Origin of the sequence: Pseudomonas sp. CFBP13509, from assembly GCF_005233485.1 — a bacterium.
Taxonomy (GTDB): Bacteria; Pseudomonadota; Gammaproteobacteria; order Pseudomonadales; family Pseudomonadaceae; genus Aquipseudomonas; species Aquipseudomonas marginalis.
Genome location: NZ_QGAA01000006.1, coordinates 34,386 through 52,917, shown reverse-complemented (window position 1 = coordinate 52,917; position 18,532 = coordinate 34,386). Strand labels below are relative to the sequence as shown.

21 protein-coding genes and 1 pseudogene are annotated in these 18,532 nt (G+C 60.3%); 17 read left to right on the top strand and 5 right to left on the bottom strand.

The genetic code is table 11. The annotated features are described in order from the left end of the window. Positions 1 to 894: a methylisocitrate lyase gene (gene prpB, locus PspCFBP13509_RS11655; protein ID WP_027603670.1), complete on the bottom strand. Its 894-nt coding sequence runs from the start codon at positions 892 to 894 to the stop codon at positions 1 to 3. After that, positions 891 to 1,601, bottom strand: a complete 711-nt coding sequence (locus PspCFBP13509_RS11650) for a GntR family transcriptional regulator (RefSeq protein ID WP_027603669.1) — start codon at positions 1,599 to 1,601, stop codon at positions 891 to 893. The genes prpB and PspCFBP13509_RS11650 overlap by 4 nt, the downstream gene beginning before the upstream one ends. A 273-nt stretch (positions 1,602 to 1,874) precedes the next feature. On the opposite strand from PspCFBP13509_RS11650, the gene rloA reads away from it, so the two are divergent. The 6 genes from rloA (at position 1,875) to PspCFBP13509_RS11620 (ending at position 7,269) form a co-directional block, all read left to right on the top strand. Continuing rightward, the gene (gene rloA / locus PspCFBP13509_RS11645; RefSeq protein WP_065924789.1) at positions 1,875 to 2,411 is read left to right on the top strand and encodes a retropepsin-like aspartic peptidase RloA; all 537 of its coding nucleotides are present in this window, start codon (positions 1,875 to 1,877) and stop codon (positions 2,409 to 2,411) included. Between the two features lie 5 nt (positions 2,412 to 2,416). Continuing rightward, positions 2,417 to 3,949, top strand: coding sequence for an osmotic stress tolerance membrane protein RloB (gene rloB / locus PspCFBP13509_RS11640; protein WP_027603667.1), 1,533 nt, complete (start codon positions 2,417 to 2,419; stop codon positions 3,947 to 3,949). Continuing rightward, entirely contained in the window at positions 3,949 to 4,935 is a 987-nt protein-coding gene (locus PspCFBP13509_RS11635; protein ID WP_053132723.1) for an alpha-L-glutamate ligase-like protein, read from the top strand. The genes rloB and PspCFBP13509_RS11635 overlap by 1 nt, the downstream gene beginning before the upstream one ends. A gap of 102 nt (positions 4,936 to 5,037) precedes the next feature. Then, positions 5,038 to 6,381, top strand: coding sequence for an aminodeoxychorismate synthase component I (gene pabB, locus PspCFBP13509_RS11630; protein ID WP_137212072.1), 1,344 nt, complete (start codon positions 5,038 to 5,040; stop codon positions 6,379 to 6,381). Positions 6,382 to 6,610: 229 nt separating this feature from the next. Continuing rightward, entirely contained in the window at positions 6,611 to 6,913 is a 303-nt protein-coding gene (locus PspCFBP13509_RS11625; protein ID WP_065924792.1) for a type II toxin-antitoxin system HigB family toxin, read from the top strand. Further along, positions 6,913 to 7,269, top strand: coding sequence for a helix-turn-helix domain-containing protein (locus PspCFBP13509_RS11620; RefSeq protein WP_065924793.1), 357 nt, complete (start codon positions 6,913 to 6,915; stop codon positions 7,267 to 7,269). The genes PspCFBP13509_RS11625 and PspCFBP13509_RS11620 overlap by 1 nt, the downstream gene beginning before the upstream one ends. Before the next feature lie 76 nt (positions 7,270 to 7,345). Here PspCFBP13509_RS11620 and thrH read toward each other — a convergent pair whose 3' ends face one another. Next, a complete protein-coding gene (gene thrH, locus PspCFBP13509_RS11615; RefSeq protein WP_065924794.1) occupies positions 7,346 to 7,963 on the bottom strand; it encodes a bifunctional phosphoserine phosphatase/homoserine phosphotransferase ThrH in 618 nt (205 codons plus the stop codon). A 151-nt stretch (positions 7,964 to 8,114) separates the two neighbouring features. Between thrH and PspCFBP13509_RS11610 the strand changes: the two genes are divergently transcribed. The 3 genes from PspCFBP13509_RS11610 (at position 8,115) to PspCFBP13509_RS11600 (ending at position 11,695) form a co-directional block, all read left to right on the top strand. Next, entirely contained in the window at positions 8,115 to 8,849 is a 735-nt protein-coding gene (locus PspCFBP13509_RS11610; RefSeq protein ID WP_027603661.1) for a phosphoadenylyl-sulfate reductase, read from the top strand. Between the two features lie 574 nt (positions 8,850 to 9,423). Continuing rightward, positions 9,424 to 10,953 carry an NCS1 family nucleobase:cation symporter-1 gene (locus PspCFBP13509_RS11605; RefSeq protein ID WP_065924795.1) on the top strand — a complete coding sequence of 510 codons (1,530 nt, stop codon included), beginning with the start codon at positions 9,424 to 9,426 and terminating at the stop codon, positions 10,951 to 10,953. A 13-nt stretch (positions 10,954 to 10,966) separates the two neighbouring features. Beyond that, positions 10,967 to 11,695, top strand: coding sequence for an aspartate/glutamate racemase family protein (locus PspCFBP13509_RS11600; protein WP_027603659.1), 729 nt, complete (start codon positions 10,967 to 10,969; stop codon positions 11,693 to 11,695). A gap of 13 nt (positions 11,696 to 11,708) precedes the next feature. On the opposite strand, the gene PspCFBP13509_RS11595 is transcribed toward PspCFBP13509_RS11600, so the two are convergent. Then, positions 11,709 to 12,632, bottom strand: coding sequence for a LysR family transcriptional regulator (locus PspCFBP13509_RS11595; RefSeq protein WP_065924796.1), 924 nt, complete (start codon positions 12,630 to 12,632; stop codon positions 11,709 to 11,711). A gap of 126 nt (positions 12,633 to 12,758) precedes the next feature. On the opposite strand from PspCFBP13509_RS11595, the gene PspCFBP13509_RS11590 reads away from it, so the two are divergent. Beyond that, positions 12,759 to 13,505, top strand: a complete 747-nt coding sequence (locus PspCFBP13509_RS11590) for a 3-oxoacyl-ACP reductase family protein (RefSeq protein ID WP_027603657.1) — start codon at positions 12,759 to 12,761, stop codon at positions 13,503 to 13,505. Positions 13,506 to 13,553: 48 nt separating this feature from the next. Here PspCFBP13509_RS11590 and PspCFBP13509_RS11585 read toward each other — a convergent pair whose 3' ends face one another. Then, positions 13,554 to 14,243 carry an HAD-IA family hydrolase gene (locus PspCFBP13509_RS11585; RefSeq protein ID WP_137212071.1) on the bottom strand — a complete coding sequence of 230 codons (690 nt, stop codon included), beginning with the start codon at positions 14,241 to 14,243 and terminating at the stop codon, positions 13,554 to 13,556. 259 nt (positions 14,244 to 14,502) lie between these two features. On the opposite strand from PspCFBP13509_RS11585, the pseudogene PspCFBP13509_RS11580 reads away from it, so the two are divergent. The 7 genes and pseudogenes from PspCFBP13509_RS11580 to PspCFBP13509_RS11550 form a co-directional block, all read left to right on the top strand. Continuing rightward, positions 14,503 to 14,754: pseudogene (locus PspCFBP13509_RS11580) on the top strand (type II toxin-antitoxin system RelE family toxin); the annotation flags it as partial. Then, positions 14,738 to 15,064, top strand: a complete 327-nt coding sequence (locus PspCFBP13509_RS11575; protein WP_065946900.1) for a helix-turn-helix domain-containing protein — start codon at positions 14,738 to 14,740, stop codon at positions 15,062 to 15,064. The pseudogene PspCFBP13509_RS11580 and the gene PspCFBP13509_RS11575, both read left to right, overlap by 17 nt. A gap of 50 nt (positions 15,065 to 15,114) precedes the next feature. Continuing rightward, a complete protein-coding gene (locus PspCFBP13509_RS11570; protein WP_065924798.1) occupies positions 15,115 to 15,480 on the top strand; it encodes a DUF2784 domain-containing protein in 366 nt (121 codons plus the stop codon). A gap of 54 nt (positions 15,481 to 15,534) precedes the next feature. Further along, positions 15,535 to 16,113 carry a DUF4337 domain-containing protein gene (locus tag PspCFBP13509_RS11565; RefSeq protein WP_137212069.1) on the top strand — a complete coding sequence of 193 codons (579 nt, stop codon included), beginning with the start codon at positions 15,535 to 15,537 and terminating at the stop codon, positions 16,111 to 16,113. A gap of 91 nt (positions 16,114 to 16,204) precedes the next feature. Then, positions 16,205 to 16,540, top strand: coding sequence for a hypothetical protein (locus PspCFBP13509_RS11560; protein ID WP_032887540.1), 336 nt, complete (start codon positions 16,205 to 16,207; stop codon positions 16,538 to 16,540). A 62-nt stretch (positions 16,541 to 16,602) separates the two neighbouring features. After that, positions 16,603 to 17,643: a DMT family transporter gene (locus tag PspCFBP13509_RS11555; RefSeq protein WP_137212068.1), complete on the top strand. Its 1,041-nt coding sequence runs from the start codon at positions 16,603 to 16,605 to the stop codon at positions 17,641 to 17,643. 338 nt (positions 17,644 to 17,981) lie between these two features. Continuing rightward, entirely contained in the window at positions 17,982 to 18,251 is a 270-nt protein-coding gene (locus PspCFBP13509_RS11550) for a short-chain dehydrogenase (protein WP_065924801.1), read from the top strand. Positions 18,252 to 18,532 lie beyond the last annotated feature (281 nt).

Sequence of the window (18,532 nt, the reverse complement as noted above, 5' to 3'; positions counted from 1 at the left end):
TCACTTTTTCGCGGCGAACAGCGCGTCAAGCTTCTGCTCGAAGGTGTGGTAGTCGATGCGATCGTAAAGCTCCATGCGGGTTTGCATGGTGTCGATCACGTTCTGTTGAGTGCCGTCGCGACGGATCGCGGTGTAGACGTTCTCGGCGGCCTTGTTCATGGCGCGGAAGGCCGACAGCGGGTACAGCACGATGGAAACATCGGCAGATTTCAACTGTTCGGTGGTATACAGCGGCGTCGCGCCGAACTCGGTGATGTTGGCCAGGATCGGCGCCTTCACACGGGCGGCGAACAGTTTGTACATTTCCAGTTCAGTGATGGCTTCCGGGAACACCATGTCGGCGCCGGCTTCAATGCAGGCGGCGGCACGCTCCAGGGCAGACTCCAGGCCTTCCACGGCCAACGCGTCGGTGCGCGCCATGATCACGAAGCTATCATCGGTGCGCGCGTCCACGGCGGCCTTGATGCGGTCGACCATTTCCTGCTGGGACACGATCTCTTTGTTAGGACGATGGCCGCAGCGCTTGGCGCCGACCTGGTCTTCGATATGGATGGCGGCGGCGCCGAACTTGATCATTGATTTGACCGTGCGCGCGACGTTGAACGCCGAGGAGCCGAAGCCGGTGTCCACGTCCACCAGCAGCGGCAGGTCACAGACGTCGGTGATACGGCGCACGTCGGTGAGTACGTCATCCAGGCCGGTGATGCCCAGGTCCGGCACGCCGAGGGAACCGGCCGCCACGCCGCCACCCGACAGGTAGATCGCCTTGAAGCCGGCGCGCTTGGCCAGCAGCGCATGGTTGGCGTTGATCGCACCGACCACCTGCAAGGGGTGCTCGCTGGCGACCGCGTCACGGAAACGCTGGCCGGGTGTGCTTTTGTTGTTAGAACTCATGACTCACCTCTATCAGGGGCGCCGCCTGGGAAATGACGGGCAATATTGCGTTTGGAAGCACCGATATGCCGGCGCATCAACAACTCGGCCAGTTCACCGTCGCGATCGGCAATCGCATCAAGAATGCGGTGATGCTCGGCAAAGGCCTGGCGTGGACGATTGGGGGTGGCGGAGAACTGGATGCGGTACATGCGCACCAGCTGGTACAGCTCGCCGCAGAGCATCTGGGTGAGGGTGCGGTTACCCGCACCTTGAATGATCCGGTAATGAAAATCGAAGTCGCCTTCCTGCTGGTAGTAGCCGACACCCGCCTGGAACGCGGCGTCGCGCTCGTGGGTGTGCAACACCTGGCGCAATTCTTCGATTTCCGCGTCGGTCATGCGCTCGGCGGCCAGGCGACAGGCCATGCCTTCCAGGGACTCGCGGATTTCATACAGTTCAACCAGCTCGGCGTGGCTCAAGGACACGACCCGGGCGCCCACATGGGGCACGCGCACCAGCAGGCGCTGGCCTTCCAGGCGGTGGATCGCCTCGCGCAGCGGGCCACGGCTGATGCCGTAGGTGCGGGCCAGTTCCGGCTCGGAAATCTTGCTGCCGGGAGCGATCTCACCCTTGACGATGGCGGCCTGGATGCGTCGGAAGACGTTCTCGGACATCGTTTGGGATTCGTCCGACGCCATTATCGGAGCTTCTGATTGACCCAGCATATTGTCGACACCTTGGAAAGCAATGTGGCAAAAACTAGCCAATAAACCGCTACCAGTCAAAGAATAAATCTATATTGTCGACAATCGTCTAATAATCCGGGCTGCACTCGCTCAGGGCATGGCCGGCTGCCAGCGCTGGCGCCAGAAAAGCATCATGTTAGAATGCCCGCCGCATTTGCCTGACATCACTTGATGAAACGGCGCACGAAGGGAGCTTGCGCAGCAATGCCAGTCGCCTTGAATTGAACATCGCACTGCACCGCCTCAGGATCTATGAGACTCAAGCCCTTCCCCCTGTTGTTTTGCCTATTGTCCATGCCGAGCCTTGGCGCTGCCGCCGAGAAGACCGTGTATGGCCTCAATGAATACGCGCAATTGGCCGGCATCGACCTGGAAGTAGCCGCCAAGCTCGACACCGGCGCCAAGACCGCCTCCCTCAGCGCCCGTGACATCAAGCGTTTCAAGCGCAACGGCGAATCCTGGGTGCGCTTCTACCTGGCCATCGACACCGCCCATTCCCATCCCATCGAACGCCCCCTGGCCCGCGTCAGCAAGATCAAGCGGCGCGCCGGCGACTACGACCCCGATGAGGACAAGAACTACACCGCCCGTCCTGTGATTGCCCTGGATATCTGCATGGGCACCGCTTTACGCAGCATCGAAGTGAACTTGACTGACCGCAGCGCTTTCCAATACCCGCTGCTGATCGGCTCCGAAGCGCTCAAACGCTTTGATGCGCTGGTCGACCCCAGTCTTAAATACGCAGCAGGCAAACCCGCCTGCGCCGCCGACGCTCATACCGCCGAGTAAACCGAATGCGCGCTCTAACCCTGCACCTGAGAATCCTGATCGCCATCCTGGTGGTGTTGGGTATTTCGGTCACCGCCTACCAGATCTTCGTGCTGGGCATTCCCGTCACCGAGGACGCCACCGACGACCTGTGGAACATCGACGCCAAGGTCGAGTTCGTCGCCAACCCCAAGGACCCGGTGAAGATCCAGATGTTCGTGCCGCCCTTGAGCCGCGACTTCGTCAGCCTTAATGAGAGCTTTATCTCGAATAACTACGGGGTGAGCGTCAACCGCATCGACGGCAACCGTAAGGTCACCTGGTCGGCACGCCGCGCCAAGGGCAACCAGACCCTGTATTACCGCCTGGTGCTGACCAAGCGCTACAGCGGCGAAAAAACCAAGATCAAGGGCCCGACCTTCCGCGACAGCATTGCCGTGGAAGGCCCGGAAAAAATCGCCGCCGAAGCCCTGCTGGCGCCGATCCGCCAGCATTCGGCCGACGTCGAGACCTTCATCACCGAAGCCATCAAGCGCACCAACAACCTCAACGACGACAACGTGAAGCTGTTGCTGGCCGGCGACCCGTCGACGCCGCACAAGGCCAAGATCGTCGAGCTGCTGCTGTCCATTGCCCACGTGCCGGTGGAAAAGGTCCACACCATCCGCCTGGTGGCCGACCAGCCGCAAACCCCGGAGCTGTGGCTGCGTAGCTTCAATGGTAACGACTGGCTGTACTTCAACCCGGAAACCGGCGAACAGGGCCTGCCCGCCGACCGCCTGCTGTGGTGGACCGGCGATGAAAACCTGATCACCGTCGATGGCGGCAAGAAAGCCATGGTCACCTTCAGCCTCAATAACAGCGAAATGAACGCGATTCGCCTGGCCAAGCTGACCGACGAGAACACCGACGCCAACTTCCTCGAATACTCGCTGTACGGCCTGCCGCTACAAACCCAGCAGACCTTCATGATCATGGTGATGATCCCGATTGGGGTGCTGGTGATCCTGATCCTGCGCAACCTGATCGGCCTGCAGACCCTGGGCACCTTTACCCCGGTGCTGATTGCCCTGGCGTTCCGAGAGACGCAGCTGGGCTTCGGGATTGTGCTGTTCACGATTATCACGGCGCTGGGCCTGTCCCTCAGGTCGTACCTGGAACACCTGAAGCTGCAGATGCTGCCGAGGTTGTCGGTGGTGCTGACCTTCGTGGTGGTGCTGATCGCCGCCATCAGCCTGTTCAGCCACAAGCTGGGGCTGGAGCGCGGGCTGTCGGTGGCGCTGTTCCCGATGGTGATCTTGACCATGACCATCGAACGCCTGTCGATCACCTGGGAAGAGCGCGGCGCCAGCCATGCCATGAAAGTCGCGATTGGTACGCTGTTCGCCGCGTCCCTGGCGCACATCATCATGAGCGTGCCGGAGCTGATCTATTTCGTATTCACCTTCCCGGCGATCCTGCTGATCCTGGTGGGCTTCATGCTGGCAATGGGTCGCTATCGCGGCTACCGCCTGACCGAGCTGGTGCGATTCAAGGCCTTCCTCAAGGCTGACTCGTAATGTTCGGCTTCTGGAAGACCTGGAAGGCCCTGGAAGCTCGGGGGATCATGGGCATCAACCGGCGCAATGCGGACTACGTGCTCAAGTACAACAAGCGCAGCCTGTATCCGATTGTGGATGACAAGATCATCACCAAGGAGCGGGCCATCGCTGCGGGCATCCATGTGCCGGAAATGTACGGGGTGATCTCCACCGAGAAGGAAATCGACAAGCTCGACGAGATCATCGGTGGGCGCAGCGACTTCGTGATCAAGCCGGCCCAGGGCGCCGGCGGCGACGGCATCCTGGTGGTGGCGGACCGTTTCGAGGGGCGCTACCGCACGGTGTCGGGCAAGATCATCAGCCATGAAGAGATCGAGCACCAGATTTCCAGCATCCTCACCGGCCTGTACTCCCTGGGTGGCCACCGCGACCGTGCGCTGATCGAGTACCGCGTGGTGCCTGACCAGATCTTCAAGAGCATCAGCTACGAAGGCGTACCGGATATCCGCATCATCGTGCTGATGGGCTACCCGGTGATGGCGATGCTGCGCTTGCCCACCCGCCAGTCGGGCGGCAAGGCCAACCTGCACCAGGGCGCGATTGGCGTGGGCGTCGACCTCGCCACCGGCCTGACCCTGCGCGGCACCTGGCTGAACAACATCATCACCAAACACCCCGACACCACCAACGCGGTGGATGGCGTGCAACTGCCCAACTGGGACGGGTTCATGAAGCTCGCGGCCGGCTGCTACGAGCTGTGCGGGCTGGGGTATATCGGCGTGGACATGGTGCTCGACCAGGAAAAGGGCCCGCTGATCCTGGAGCTGAATGCGCGGCCGGGGCTGAATATCCAGATCGCCAACGACTGCGGCCTGACCTTGCGCACCCATGCGGTGGAGGCTCGACTGGAAGACCTGAAAGCCGCCGGCGTGACGGAAACCCCGGAAGAGCGGGTGAAGTTCGTGCAGGAGATGTTCGGGCATATTCCGCCCGTGGAAGGCTGATCCGGTCTTCGAACTGTCTATCCCCGACATCCCCCCTAGGAGCAAATCCTACGGGGGACTACAATCCCTCTCCCCCCGCGCCATTGGCTGATCCAACCCCGCATGTCGACCTGCTCCGTACACCCATTGCCCTACCGGGCCAACCCCGCCGAGTATTTTGCGGCGATTCGCCACGCTCCCGGCGCGGTCCTGCTCGACAGCGGCCGCCCGGCGGCCGAGCGTGGGCGTTACGATTTGCTCAGCGCCTGGCCCGAAGCAACCTTGACGGTAGCGCCTGACGAAAGCGGCGCTTCTTTCCTGCATCGCTTACGGGAAAACCTGACGCGATTGGGTGAAGCCGCAATTCCTGCCGGTTTGCAGTTGCCGTTCGCCGGTGGCTTGATCGGCTACCTGAGCTACGACTTCGGTCGGCACCTGGAGCTCATGCCGCACCTGGCGGTGGATGACCTGCACCTGCCGGACGCGCGCTTCGGGCTGTATGCCTGGGCGCTGATCAGTGACCACCAGGCGCAGGCCAGCCAGCTGGTGTTTCATCCCTCGCTGGCAGACAGCGAACGGCAACGGCTGATCGCGTTGTTCAGCCAGGGGGCGGTCGACACCTGCGCGACGTTCAAACTCCAGGGCCCGATGGCCCCCGACCTCAGCGCCGAGGCCTACCGCCAAGCCATCGTGCGGATCCAGGATTACATCCAGGCGGGCGACTGCTACCAGGTCAACTTCGCCCAGCGTTTCCGCGCGCCGTGCCTGGGCGATCCCTGGGCCGCCTACTGCGCGTTGCGCGAAGCCTGCCCGACGCCATTTTCCGGGTTCCAGAGCCTGCCGGACGACGGCGCGGTGCTGAGCCTGTCGCCGGAGCGTTTCGTGCGCATCAGCGAGCGCCACGTCGAGACCCGCCCGATCAAAGGCACCCGCCCCCGCGGCCTTACGCCGGAAGAAGACGCGGCGAATGCCGCCGAACTGCTGGCCAGCCCCAAGGACCGCGCCGAGAACCTGATGATCGTCGACCTGCTGCGCAACGACCTCGGCCGCACCTGCCGCACTGGCTCGGTAAACGTGCCGGAACTGTTCAGCCTGGAAAGCTACCCCAACGTGCATCACCTGGTCAGTAGCGTGACCGGCACATTGGCCGACGACAAAGACGCCCTCGACCTGATCGCCGGCAGCTTCCCCGGCGGTTCGATCACCGGTGCCCCGAAAATCCGCGCGATGCAGATCATCGACGAACTCGAGCCGACCCGACGCGGGCTGTACTGCGGTTCGCTGGTGTACCTGGATGTGCGCGGCGAGATGGACAGCTCCATCGCCATCCGCAGTTTGCTGGTCAAGGATGGCCAGGTGTGTTGCTGGGGCGGCGGTGGGATCGTGGCGGATTCGCAGTGGGAGGCGGAGTACCAGGAGTCGCTGACGAAGGTACAGGTGTTGTTACAAACGCTGGAAAACCTGTAGCGCGCAGTGCCTTCCTGGCTCTCAGACGCAGAGCCAAGCAGTAGAAAAAACCTGAATCAGACCCACAGTAGACGCAGTTGAACGTCGGAGGATAGCGTCCGGCTTCAACCGTCCGCCCGCCGTCTGTGAAGGATCACATGAAGCGACTGCCTACCCGTCAGGAAATACTTCCGAGATTGCATCTCCTCTCAAGCGCATCTACTATCTCCCAAATTGGGAGGTTGCAGCGATGCGGATAATCGCTCTATCGACCTTACGAATATTCTGGGAAAACCAACCCGCCTATATCGATGCAAAAGCGCCGCTTATTGAATTGTATCGGCATATGGAAAAGGCCATTTACCCGACGCCACAAGCACTCAAGGCAGCGCTCAGGACCGCGAGCATTCTCAAAGGTGGCAGGGTTGTATTCAACGTGGGCGGCAACAAATATCGAGTGATCATGGCGATCGATTACCAGCGACAGCTTGGGTTCATACGGTTCGTAGGGACTCATGCGCAGTACGACCAGATCAACGCGGAGACCGTGTAATGAACATCAAACCCATACACTCCGAGGAAGACCTCACTGCTGCACTCGCGCGGGTACAGCAGCTCTGGGGAGCGGACATCGGCTCGACTGAAGGCGATGAGCTGGAAATTCTTGCAGTACTCATTGAGAAGTACGAAGCCGAACATTACCCAATACCACCTTCTGATCCGGTGGAAGCCATTAAATTTCGCATGGAGCAACTGGGCATGACTGCCCGCGACCTGGAGCCATTTATCGGCACCAGCGGACGTGTATCCGAAGTGCTGAACCACAAGCGCAAGCTGAGCCTGTCGATGATCAAGCGGCTGCATGAAGGCTTGAGTATTCCTTATGAGCGGTTGCTTGCAGGGAGCTGACAGAAACATGGTAGTGGCGCTACCTTCCCCATCGGGAGCAAGCCCCCGATAGGGCCATCAGCCGAACCGAAAGAAATTACAGGCTCAACGGCCGATTCGACGCCCTGATGAACTCTTTCTTCAAATCTTCAAACGTATGCACCGCCGGGAATTGTGGGAATTCGCGGATCACATTGTCCGGCGCATGGAACAGAATCCCGCGGTCGGCCTCGCCCAACATGGTGGTGTCGTTGTAGGAGTCGCCCGCAGCGATCACGCGGTAGTAGAGGGTCTTGAACGCCAATACCGACTGGCGCTTGGGGTCTTTCTGGCGCAGTTGGTAGCTGACCACGCGGTCGTTTTCGTCGGTGATGAGACGGTGGCACAACAAGGTCGGGAAACCCAGCTGGCGCATCAGCGGCTGGGAGAATTCGTAGAAGGTGTCGGACAGGATCACCACCTGGAAGCGCTCGCGCAGCCAGTTGACGAACTCGATGGCACCGTCCAGCGGCTTGAGGGTGGCGATCACTTCCTGGATGTCGGCGAGCTTGAGCCCGTGTTCGTCGAGGATGCGCAGGCGCTGCTTCATCAGCACGTCGTAGTCGGGAATGTCACGGGTGGTGGCCCGCAGGGATTCAATACCGGTTTTTTCGGCGAAGGCGATCCAGATTTCCGGCACCAGCACCCCTTCCAGGTCGAGACAGGCAATTTCCACAAGACACTCCCATTAGATGTTGTTAGTTGAGCGAGCAAAAGGACTGCCGAACTCTAGCGATTCAAGCCCGCCGCCGCAACGCAGGGCGGATTTTGATACCATCGCTCCCCTATAGAGCGCTCAGCGCCATTGACCTGTAGGAACCGTCCTGATGAACCAAGCCTTCGATGTCGTTGAACTCGCCACGACCTATGCCAACAAGTCTGCCCAGGACATTCTCAAGCTGGCGTTCAGCCAGTTCGGTGATGACCTGTGGATTTCCTTCAGCGGCGCCGAGGATGTGGTGCTGGTGGACATGGCCTGGAAGCTGAACAAGAACGTCAAGGTGTTCAGCCTCGACACCGGTCGCCTGCACCCGGAGACCTACCGGTTTATCGAGCAGGTGCGCGACTTCTACAAGATCGACATCGAACTGATCTCTCCGGACCAGAGCAAGCTGGAACCCTTCGTCAAGGAGAAAGGCCTGTTCAGCTTCTACAAGGACGGCCATGGCGAATGCTGCGGCGTGCGCAAGATCGAGCCGCTGCGCCGCAAGCTTTCCGGCGTCAGCGCCTGGGCCACCGGCCAACGCCGCGACCAGAGCCCCGGCACCCGCAGCCAGGTGGCGGCGCTGGAAATCGACACCGCCTTCTCCACCCCGGAACGTACCCTGTACAAGTTCAACCCGTTGGCGCAGATGACCAGCGAGGAGATCTGGGGTTACATCCGCATGCTGGAGCTGCCGTACAACAGCCTGCATGAGCGCGGCTTTATCAGCATCGGCTGTGAGCCGTGCACCCGTCCTGTGCTGCCGAACCAGCACGAGCGCGAAGGACGCTGGTGGTGGGAAGAAGCCACGCAGAAGGAATGCGGGCTGCATGCCGGGAATATCATCAGCAAGGCTTGAAGTTGATGCTGTAAAAAATGTGGGAGGGAGCTTGCCCTGATGCTAGTCAGTTGAGGCTTTTTGTAGGAGCGAGCTTGCTCGCGAAAAACTCACAGGCGCCGCGTTCATTCAGGAAGCACGCGTTATCGTTGACGTTTTTCGCGAGCAAGCTCGCTCCTACAGGAGGCGATGTACGCTTAACTGACTGGTATTAGGGCAAGCCCCCTCCCTCATTTTGTTTTGGGTTGAGTGTTAGAGATGTACACATAGATGTAACCATCGGTGCCATTTATGTGTGCAATTTTTCTTCAGCCGCACCATAACGTAACACCTCCCCCCTCCCCTCGGTTGGCCTGGTGATTCACAGGCTGACAACGCAAAAATAAATAGCTGTTCAATCGGTCAATTTATATCTCTTCAAATTCAGCCAGTTATTTAACTAACCTATAAAAACGAAATTACCCAGGACTTTCATAGATCCAAAGCTGGCACGCATGTGGCTTAAGGTGAAATACGCCTTGTATACAATAAATACAAAACCTACATACACTTTGCCATCTGCAGCGCCTCGGCAGATGTGCCGGAGCCTGCCGGAATGCGTACAAGCCTCTCGAATAACATCGCACTGGATCTGCCCTCCTCCACCCTGAACCCGGACGCCGCAAGCCCCGGCCCCCTGGTGCTCAGCCCGCGCCTGCACAACAAGGACCTGGCGCCCACCAAGGTCGAAGGCCGACGCTGGGGGCGCTACAGCATCTTCGCGCTCTGGACCAATGACGTGCACAACATCGCCAACTATTCGTTCGCCATCGGCCTCTACGCGCTGGGCCTGGGCGGCTGGCAGATCCTGTTGTCCCTGGGCATCGGCGCGGCGCTGGTGTACTTCTTCATGAACTTGTCGGGGTATATGGGCCAGAAGACCGGCGTGCCGTTTCCGGTGATCAGCCGCATCAGTTTCGGCATTCACGGCGCGCAGATCCCGGCGTTGATCCGCGCCGTGATAGCGATTGCCTGGTTTGGTATCCAGACGTACCTGGCGTCGGTGGTTTTCCGCGTACTGCTGACGGCGATTCATCCGGGCTTTGCCGACTATGACCACAACTCGATCCTGGGACTATCGACCCTGGGTTGGGCCTGTTTCGTGGCGATCTGGTTCGTGCAACTGGTGATCCTCGCTTATGGCATGGAGATGGTGCGCCGCTATGAAGGCTTCGCCGGGCCGGTGATTTTGCTGACGGTGGCGGCGCTGGCCGGTTGGATGTACTTCCAGGCCGGCGGCCACATTGCCTGGTCGATCCGCGAACCGCTGAGCGGCGGCGAGATGTGGCGCAATATCTTTGCCGGTGGCGCGTTGTGGCTGGCGATCTATGGCACGTTGATCCTCAACTTTTGCGACTTCGCGCGCTCTTCGCCGTGCCGCAAGACCATCCTCGTCGGCAACTTCTGGGGCCTGCCGGTGAATATCCTGGTGTTTGCCGCCATCACCGTGCTGCTGTGCGGCGGGCAATTCCAACTCAATGGCCGAGTGATCGAAAGCCCGACTGAAATCATTGCAGCCATCCCCAATACCTTCTTTCTCGTGCTGGGCTGCCTGGCGTTCCTGATCGTGACCGTGGCGGTGAACATCATGGCCAACTTCGTCGCGCCGGCCTTTGTGCTGAGCAACCTGGCACCCAAATACCTGAACTTCCGCCGTGCCGGCTTGATCAGCGCCACCGTGGCCGTGCTGATCCTGCCGTGGAACCTCTACAACAGCCCACTGGTGATCGTGTATTTCCTCTCCGGCCTGGGCGCGCTGCTGGGGCCGCTGTACGGGGTGATCATGGTCGATTACTGGCTGATTCGTAAAAGCCAGGTGGACGTACCGCAGCTGTATAGCGAAAACCCGAATGGCGTTTATTACTACAGCCGTGGGGTGAATATGCGTGCAGTGGCGGCGTTTATTCCTGCAGCCGTGATCGCCATCCTGCTGGCGCTGTTGCCGGGATTTGCCAGCGTCTCGCCGTTTTCCTGGTTGTTTGGCGCCGGTATTGCAGGGTTGCTGTACCTGCTGATCGCCAAGCGCCAGCCGTTCTACGCCGATGTCAGCGGCGAAAGCATTGCCGTCGATAACGTCAGTCACTGAGTAAGGACCTTCCATGCGTATCCTCGTGGTCAACGTCAACACCACCGAATCCATCACTGAAACCATCGCTCAACAGGCGCGGTCCGTGGCCTCGCCGGGCACCGAGATTGTCGGGCTCACGCCCTACTTCGGCGCGGAATCGGTGGAGGGCAACTTTGAAAGCTACCTGGCCGCCATCGCCGTGATGGACCGGGTGATGGCCTACGACCAACCGTTCGATGCGGTGATCCAGGCCGGCTACGGCGAGCACGGCCGGGAAGGCTTGCAGGAGTTGCTGAATGTGCCGGTGGTGGACATCACCGAAGCGGCGGCCAGCACCGCAATGTTCCTGGGCCACGCCTACTCCGTGGTCACCACCCTGGACCGCACCGTGCCGCTGATCGAAGACCGCCTGAAACTCGCCGGCCTGTACCAGCGCTGCGCCTCGGTGCGCGCCAGCGGCATGGCGGTGCTGGAACTGGAGGAAGACCCGCTGGCCGCCATGGAAGCCATCGTGCGCCAGGCGGAACTGGCCATCCGCGAGGACAAGGCCGAAGTGATCTGCCTGGGTTGCGGCGGCATGGCCGGGCTGGATGAGCAGATTCGCCAGCGCACCGGCGTGCCGGTGGTGGATGGGGTGACGGCGGCGGTGACCATTGCCGAATCCCTGGTGCGACTAGGGTTGTCGACGTCGAAGATCCGCACTTACGCGACGCCACGGCCGAAGCAGGTGATTGGCTGGCCGACTCGGTTCGGCCGCTGACCGGCACCTGGTTTCAGATTGCGCTGAACCTCTGGCCCAGCTTCTTCTCGGCAAACTGCTCGATGATGAAATCCACAAACGCCCGGGTCTTGCCGGGCAGCAGTTTGTGCTCCGCGTAGTAGATGGAAATATTGCCGTCGTCGACACACCAGCCGGGCAACACGCGCACCACCGCGCCACTGTCAAGGAACGGCACGGCCATGGGCATGCTCACCAGCGCAATCCCCAGGCCCTGGGCGCTGGCACAGCAGGCGGCTTCGGAGTCGCTCATGGTCATGCCGGGCTTGAGCACCAGCGGGCGGTGTTCGCGCGCGACACTGGTCAATTGCCAGGACCGGATACGCCCGGTTTGCGGCGAGCGGATCAGAATGCCCTTGCAGCGCGACAAGTCTTCGGGCTCGCGCACCGGCGGGCGCTGCGCCAGGTAATCCGGCGAGGCCACCAACACCCGATGCGCCGGCGCCAGCTTGCGCGCCACCACCCCTTGGGGCAGCTCAAAACCGCCACCGATGGCGGCATCGAAGCCCTGGCCGATCAGGTCCACCTGGCGGTTGTCGAAATGCCAGTCCGGGCTGATATCCGGAAAGCGCGCCATGAACGCCCCCAGCAACGGCACCACGTAGCGATTGCCAAACACGGTGCCCATGCTGACCTTGAGCGTGCCCACCGGCCGGCCTTCGGCGCTGGCCAGGTTAGCCACGGCATTCTGGATGGTGGTGAGGCTGCCGCTGACTTCGGCCAGGAACAACTTGCCGGCTTCGGTCAGGGCCAGACGCCGGGTGCTGCGCTGGAACAGCCGCACGCCGAGGCGCACCTCCAGCTTGGCGACGCTTTTGCCGACCGCCGCCGGGGTCAGGCTCAGGTGCCGGGCCGCCTCGGCAAAGCTGCCGCCTTCGGCGCTGCGCACAAAGCATTCGATACTGCCAAAGCTTTCCATAACGCCACACTCTAAACTTTTGGTTTACACAGACTATAGCAATCACGGTCTACCGGCAGCGGCGAGCGAGGTCGATACTCGGCCCCAACAACAGGGCATTGCGCCTTGAATGACCAGGAGATCGACATGACCACACACAACCTCAGCGGCAAAGTCGCCTTGATCCAAGGCGGTTCCCGCGGCATCGGCGCCGCCATCGTCAAGCGCCTGGCAGCACAGGGTGCAGCCGTTGCCTTTACCTACGTCAGCTCGGCCGCCAAGGCTGAAGCCCTGCAGCACAGCGTGATCAGCGAAGGCGGCAAAGCCCTGGCGATCCACGCCGACAGCGCCGATGCCACTGCGATCCGCAACGCAGTCAACGCCACCGTGGAAGCCTTCGGCCGCCTAGACATCCTGGTGAATAACGCCGGCGTGCTGGCCATTGCACCGCTGGAAGACTTCAAGCTGGAAGACTTCGACCAGACCCTGGCGATCAACGTGCGCAGCGTGTTTATCGCCACCCAGGAAGCCGCCAGGCATATGGGTGAAGGTGGCCGGGTGATCAACATCGGCAGCACCAATGCCGAGCGCATGCCGTTTGGCGGTGGTGGCCCGTACGCAATGAGCAAGGCGGCGCTGGTCGGTTTGACCAAGGGTTTGGCGCGGGACCTGGGGCCGCGCGGCATCACCATCAACAACGTGCAACCTGGGCCGGTGGACACCGATATGAACCCGGCAAACAGTGATTTTGCCGAGAGCCTGATCGGGTTGATGGCGGTGGGCCGTTACGGGCACGTGGAAGAGATTGCCAGTTTCGTGGCATATCTGGCCGGGCCGGAAGCGGGGTATATCACCGGTGCCAGCCTGACTATCGATGGTGGCTTCAGCGCATAACCCAATGTGGGAGCGGCTTGCCCCCTCCCACCTGTTGACCTTGTTGGTTCAGGAGATGGGGGGTAGGCCATAGGCCGCCAGGTCGAAGTCCGCAAGCTTGCGGATGATCTGGTCGGCATGCTGGTACTTACTGTCGGCCATGGCTTCATCAGGGACGGCGATCGCGGTCATATGGGCAGCCTTCGCCGCCGTTACACCAAACGGCGAATCCTCGAACACCAGGCAATCCTCCGGGGCAACGCCCAGGCGGCGTGCAGCGGTGAGGAAGATGTCCGGCGCCGGCTTGGCGGCGCCGACTTCCGGGTCGTCAGCGGTGACGATGGTGTCGAACAACCCAAACCACTCGCGGTGCAAGGTGGTCTTGTGGCCAAACGAATTGCGCGACGAACTGGTGCCCACGGCAATCGGAATGTTGTGCGCCTTCAAGTGCCGCACCAGAGCTTCCGCGCCAGGCATGCCCAAGGCCTTGGGAAAGCGCTCGCTCATCAGCGGTTCGCGAATTTCGAGGAATTCAGACGGGGTAATCGGCAGGTCCAGCGCCTTGACCACATAGTCGGCCAAATCCTGGGCGCCGCGCCCGATGATGTGCTGCTTGATGCCCCAGTCGTAGGTTCGGCCGTAGCGTTCAGCGATGATCTGCGTGACTTCGGTGTAGATGCCTTCCGTATCCAGCAATAACCCGTCCATATCGAAAATCACGGCCTTGATCGGACCGACTGCGGTACGCGGTGCATTCATCACTACAAACCCTGGAAGAAGGACTAAATGGATTCAGCACAATAACGGCCTGGGTTACCTGCAAGCAACCTTCGCGGCCAGGTATTGAGTCGGCACAGGACTGCAGTCTGTGTGCGATCAGTGATTCATACCGGGCAACAGTTTTACCCGCCCGCCTGCGATGCGGCCGTCTAGGGTTTGTAGGAACAGAGCGTTCGGCCGATAGCTCTCCTTTGAAAAATACCCCTTGCAAACCTTATAAAAGACTTATTAACCTCTGATGAACTCAATCCACTGGACCCGAAAAACCGTCAAGCAATTGCTTCGATTGCATTCGTATCATCAGCAACAAGTACGCGATGCCGTCTTCGCGCTTGAACGCATGCCCGAGGCAGTCAACGTCAAGGCGTTGGTCAACCACCCCCACGGTTACCGATTAAGGGTGGGTCATTACCGAGTCCTTTTCGACTGGGACGGCAATATCCAGGTAGTCAGCATTCAAGAGGTCAAGAAACGTGACGAGCGAACCTACTGCCATACAGATCATCCACAATACGGAGGGCAAGCCAGCCTTCGTGGTAATCCCTTATGAACACTATCTGGCCCGGCAGAACGATCCAAACCTCATTCCCCACGCGGTGGTCAGCCGCCTGGTAGATGGAGCCACTCCGATCCGAGCCTGGCGCGAACACCTGAACCTGACCCAGGAAGAAGTCGCCCAACGCCTGGGCATTTCCCAATCCGCATTTGCCCAGCAAGAGGCGGTGAACAAACCTCGCCGGACGACGCGGGAAAAGATTGCCAAGGCATTTGGCATCAACGCCGTTCAACTGGAGCTATAGCCTCAAACGGGACAGTCCGCGCCTTCAGTCACCTAAAAGCGAAACCAAACATGCTCTATCGTCTAGCCGCAGACAGCCTCGTGCTGTTCCACCTGTGCTTCATCCTGTTCGTACTGTTTGGTGGGCTGCTGGCGCTGAAATGGCGCCCGGTTATCTGGCTGCACTTGCCCGCCGCTGCGTGGGGCGTGGCGGTCGAAGTGTTCCACCTGCCCTGCCCGCTGACCCGCTGGGAAAACCTGTTCCGCCACCTCGCCGGGCAGGACGGTTATGGCGGTGGGTTTATCGAGCATTACATCCTCACACTGATCTACCCGGCCGGGCTGACGCCACAGATCCAGCTGGGCCTGGGCGCATTGGTGCTGGCGATCAATATTGCGGTGTATGTGCGCTTGATCCGGCGTTACGTACAGGCTTGAGACAGCTTCACTGGTGAAGAATCAGACTCCCTCAGTCCCTTCACCGGCGCCACCATGTCCGAAGCCTTCGAAGTCCCCAGCCCCCACGAAAAACACCTCGAACACACCACCGAACACGCCCACGTCCACGGCGACAGTTTCGCCAGTCGCATCGCCGTCATGACCGCACTGATGGCCACCCTTGGCGCCATGCTCAGCTACCAGGCCGGCTCCACCGAGAGCGAAGCGGCGATGGACAAGAACAACGCGGCCATCATCAAGACCGAAGCCGCCAACCAGTGGAACTACTACCAGGCCAAGTCCAGCCGGCAGAACCTGGCGGAACTCGCGACCCATATTCCCGGTGTGGATGCCGCCCATTACAAGGATGAGATCGAGCGCTACAAAAGCCAGAAGGAAGAGGTACGCAAGCAAGCGGAGAAACTGGAGGCGACCTCAAAGGAATGGGATGAAAAATCCGAGCAGGCCCTGCACCAGCACCATCGTTGGGCCCAGGCGATGACCGCGATTCAGATCGCGATTTCGCTGGCGGCGATTACGTTGTTGACGAGGAGGGAGTGGTTGAAGCGCATGTCCTATGCGGCGGCGGGTGTGGCGGTGGTGTTAGGTAGCCTGGCGTGGTTGCATATCTGACAGGGGAAGATTGATTTCAATCCCTTGCCGGGGCGATTAAAGTGCAGCCCCCGAGAATTGAATCTCGGGCTTTAGTCCATGGAGTTTCCCAGTGAAGTACATCAGTAAAGTGGTTGCAGCAGCCGTTCTCGGTTTCACCCTCGCAGGTTGCACCGGCACCGCCATCAAATCCCCGCAATACGACAGCAGCCAATACACCGTCCTGGGCCACAGTGAAGCCAGCGCCACCGGCATCATGTTGTTCGGCGTGATCCCGATCGGCCAGAACAGCCGTTTCGTGCGCGCCCAGGATGCCGCCATCAAGGCAAAAGGCGGCGATGCGCTGATCAACACCCAAGTGCAGGAAAACTGGTTCTGGGCCTGGGTACTCAGCGGTTACACCACCAAGATTTCCGGTGATGTGATCAAGCTGAAAACCGCGCAGTAAAATCGCTCGGGCTTTCAACTGAGCCCGCGACGTATCATGGGCCAACCTTTCGAGGATGGCCCATGAACCTCAGTATCCTCTATGCACTCGCCGCCGCCGCCCTGTTCGGCGCCAGCACCCCGCTCGCCAAACACCTCGGCCTGGGCCTCTCGCCCGTGCTGCTCGCCGGCCTGCTCTACCTCGGCAGCGGCGTCGGCCTCGCCGGCGTGCGCCTGATCCGTGATCGTGGCTGGAAACCCAGCGGACTGACCCCATCGGAATGGCCCTGGCTGCTCGGCGCCATCGCATTCGGCGGCATCCTCGGGCCCGTCGCGTTGATGTTCGGCTTGAGCCGCACCGCCGGCGCAACCGCCTCCCTGATGCTCAACCTGGAATCGGTGCTGACCGCCGTTATCGCCTGGGTCGTGTTCAGGGAAAACGCCGACCGTCGCATCGTCCTGGGGATGATCGCCATCGTGCTGGGCGGCGTGGTGCTGTCGGGGGCCGACGGCGGTGGCACAAGCCATGACTGGACGGGGCCGCTGGCGGTTGCCGTGGCGTGCCTGTGCTGGGGGATCGATAACAACCTGACGCGCAAGGTGTCTGCATCGGACGCGCTGTTTATCGCCGGGGCCAAGGGGTTGATTGCGGGGCTGGTGAATGGCGGGTTGGCGCTTTATCTCGGGGCGCAGATCCCGGGCATGGCGCAGCTTGCACCTATCTTGCTGGTGGGTTTTCTGGGCTATGGCATCAGCCTGGTGATGTTCGTGCTGGCGTTGCGCGGACTGGGCAGCGCTCGCACGGGAGCCTATTTTTCCACCGCGCCGTTCCTGGGTGCTGCGATTGCGGTGCTGTTGTTGGGTGAGTCAGTGACGCTGGCGTTCTGGATTGCCTCAGCGCTGATGGCCGTGGGGGTTTGGCTGCACCTGACGGAGCGGCATGCCCATGAACATCAGCATGACGCGACGGAACACGGGCATCGGCATGTACATGATGAACACCATCAGCATGAGCACGGGTTTGCGTGGGATCCGGCGGAACCCCATAGCCATGGGCATGTGCACAGTCCGCTGAGGCACAGCCATGCGCATTTTCCGGATGTGCATCATCGGCATAGGCATTGAAGGGAGATGTATTGCGCAGCAGCAATAGATTTGAGCAACTTCCTACAAAGCTCTCAGAAGCGCCACTCTCCCACTTCAAAACCGCCCAACCTATAGTCCCTCGGTCGCTGAAATGGCGATCGGGTTTGGCGACTCGAGGATAAATCGACAGATGCCTCCCGGCGATTTGCGGGATGCTTCTGCGCGCAATAAGCTGCTCGATGGTAGCTGTGCGTGGGAGACCTTCGGGTCTGCCGGTTTTTCCGATTGTCCCGGTTCGCCAACCTGCGTACAGCTGCCACCCTTTTGTTTGGCGACAAATGTGTGGTTGCTACCCTTCGACAACCGGAGCTCCACATATGAACCAATACATGGCCCTAACCAGCAATGACAGTGCCACACCTGCGCTTTTTGTCGATACAACCGCACCACTGGAAATCCTCCTCGACGCCGCGACCTATCGACTGCGTGCCGTGACACAGGTCCTAGAGAACCTTGCGCTGCGCGGTGAAATAAATAGCGATGCGGTCGTACTCAGCGATTTTGCCTTACTGTGCTCAATCCCGTTACGCGATGGGTGTGACTTGCTGGACGTCATAGGGCGAAGGATGGATACGCCAAGCGAATGATTTGAATTAGGTTAGTGTTTCAAACCCCAGAAATCACAAAACCCCTGGTTTCTCTCGAAACCAGGGGTTTTGTTTACATCGAATTTGGCGGTGAAGGAGAGATTCGAAACTACCCGTTCTCGTTTTTTTGAACCAAGCCCCCCGGTTTATAAGGGCTGCAGCCCGGTGGTGCGCGCAGGATCTGTCCCATGGCAGTCCCATGGCTTAAATGCACCAGGTTGCAGAAAACGGTCACAACAGACGTTTTGAACGATTTATGTTGAGGCGTGGGAAAAAGGTAA

What these genes read in the sequence shown, in the direction of transcription:
- PspCFBP13509_RS11595 (WP_065924796.1), bottom strand. Translation starts at nt 12,632, where the DNA reads ATGGAAAGCTTTGGCAGTATCGAATGCTTTGTGCGCAGCGCCGAAGGC.
- pabB (WP_137212072.1), top strand. Translation starts at nt 5,038, where the DNA reads ATGTCGACCTGCTCCGTACACCCATTGCCCTACCGGGCCAACCCCGCC.
- rloB (WP_027603667.1), top strand. Translation starts at nt 2,417, where the DNA reads ATGCGCGCTCTAACCCTGCACCTGAGAATCCTGATCGCCATCCTGGTG.
- PspCFBP13509_RS11570 (WP_065924798.1), top strand. Translation starts at nt 15,115, where the DNA reads ATGCTCTATCGTCTAGCCGCAGACAGCCTCGTGCTGTTCCACCTGTGC.
- PspCFBP13509_RS11625 (WP_065924792.1), top strand. Translation starts at nt 6,611, where the DNA reads ATGCGGATAATCGCTCTATCGACCTTACGAATATTCTGGGAAAACCAA.
- PspCFBP13509_RS11610 (WP_027603661.1), top strand. Translation starts at nt 8,115, where the DNA reads ATGAACCAAGCCTTCGATGTCGTTGAACTCGCCACGACCTATGCCAAC.
- PspCFBP13509_RS11590 (WP_027603657.1), top strand. Translation starts at nt 12,759, where the DNA reads ATGACCACACACAACCTCAGCGGCAAAGTCGCCTTGATCCAAGGCGGT.
- prpB (WP_027603670.1), bottom strand. Translation starts at nt 894, where the DNA reads ATGAGTTCTAACAACAAAAGCACACCCGGCCAGCGTTTCCGTGACGCG.
- PspCFBP13509_RS11635 (WP_053132723.1), top strand. Translation starts at nt 3,949, where the DNA reads ATGTTCGGCTTCTGGAAGACCTGGAAGGCCCTGGAAGCTCGGGGGATC.
- PspCFBP13509_RS11650 (WP_027603669.1), bottom strand. Translation starts at nt 1,601, where the DNA reads ATGCTGGGTCAATCAGAAGCTCCGATAATGGCGTCGGACGAATCCCAA.
- PspCFBP13509_RS11620 (WP_065924793.1), top strand. Translation starts at nt 6,913, where the DNA reads ATGAACATCAAACCCATACACTCCGAGGAAGACCTCACTGCTGCACTC.
- PspCFBP13509_RS11605 (WP_065924795.1), top strand. Translation starts at nt 9,424, where the DNA reads ATGCGTACAAGCCTCTCGAATAACATCGCACTGGATCTGCCCTCCTCC.
- PspCFBP13509_RS11565 (WP_137212069.1), top strand. Translation starts at nt 15,535, where the DNA reads ATGTCCGAAGCCTTCGAAGTCCCCAGCCCCCACGAAAAACACCTCGAA.
- PspCFBP13509_RS11600 (WP_027603659.1), top strand. Translation starts at nt 10,967, where the DNA reads ATGCGTATCCTCGTGGTCAACGTCAACACCACCGAATCCATCACTGAA.
- PspCFBP13509_RS11585 (WP_137212071.1), bottom strand. Translation starts at nt 14,243, where the DNA reads ATGAATGCACCGCGTACCGCAGTCGGTCCGATCAAGGCCGTGATTTTC.
- rloA (WP_065924789.1), top strand. Translation starts at nt 1,875, where the DNA reads ATGAGACTCAAGCCCTTCCCCCTGTTGTTTTGCCTATTGTCCATGCCG.
- PspCFBP13509_RS11550 (WP_065924801.1), top strand. Translation starts at nt 17,982, where the DNA reads ATGAACCAATACATGGCCCTAACCAGCAATGACAGTGCCACACCTGCG.
- PspCFBP13509_RS11555 (WP_137212068.1), top strand. Translation starts at nt 16,603, where the DNA reads ATGAACCTCAGTATCCTCTATGCACTCGCCGCCGCCGCCCTGTTCGGC.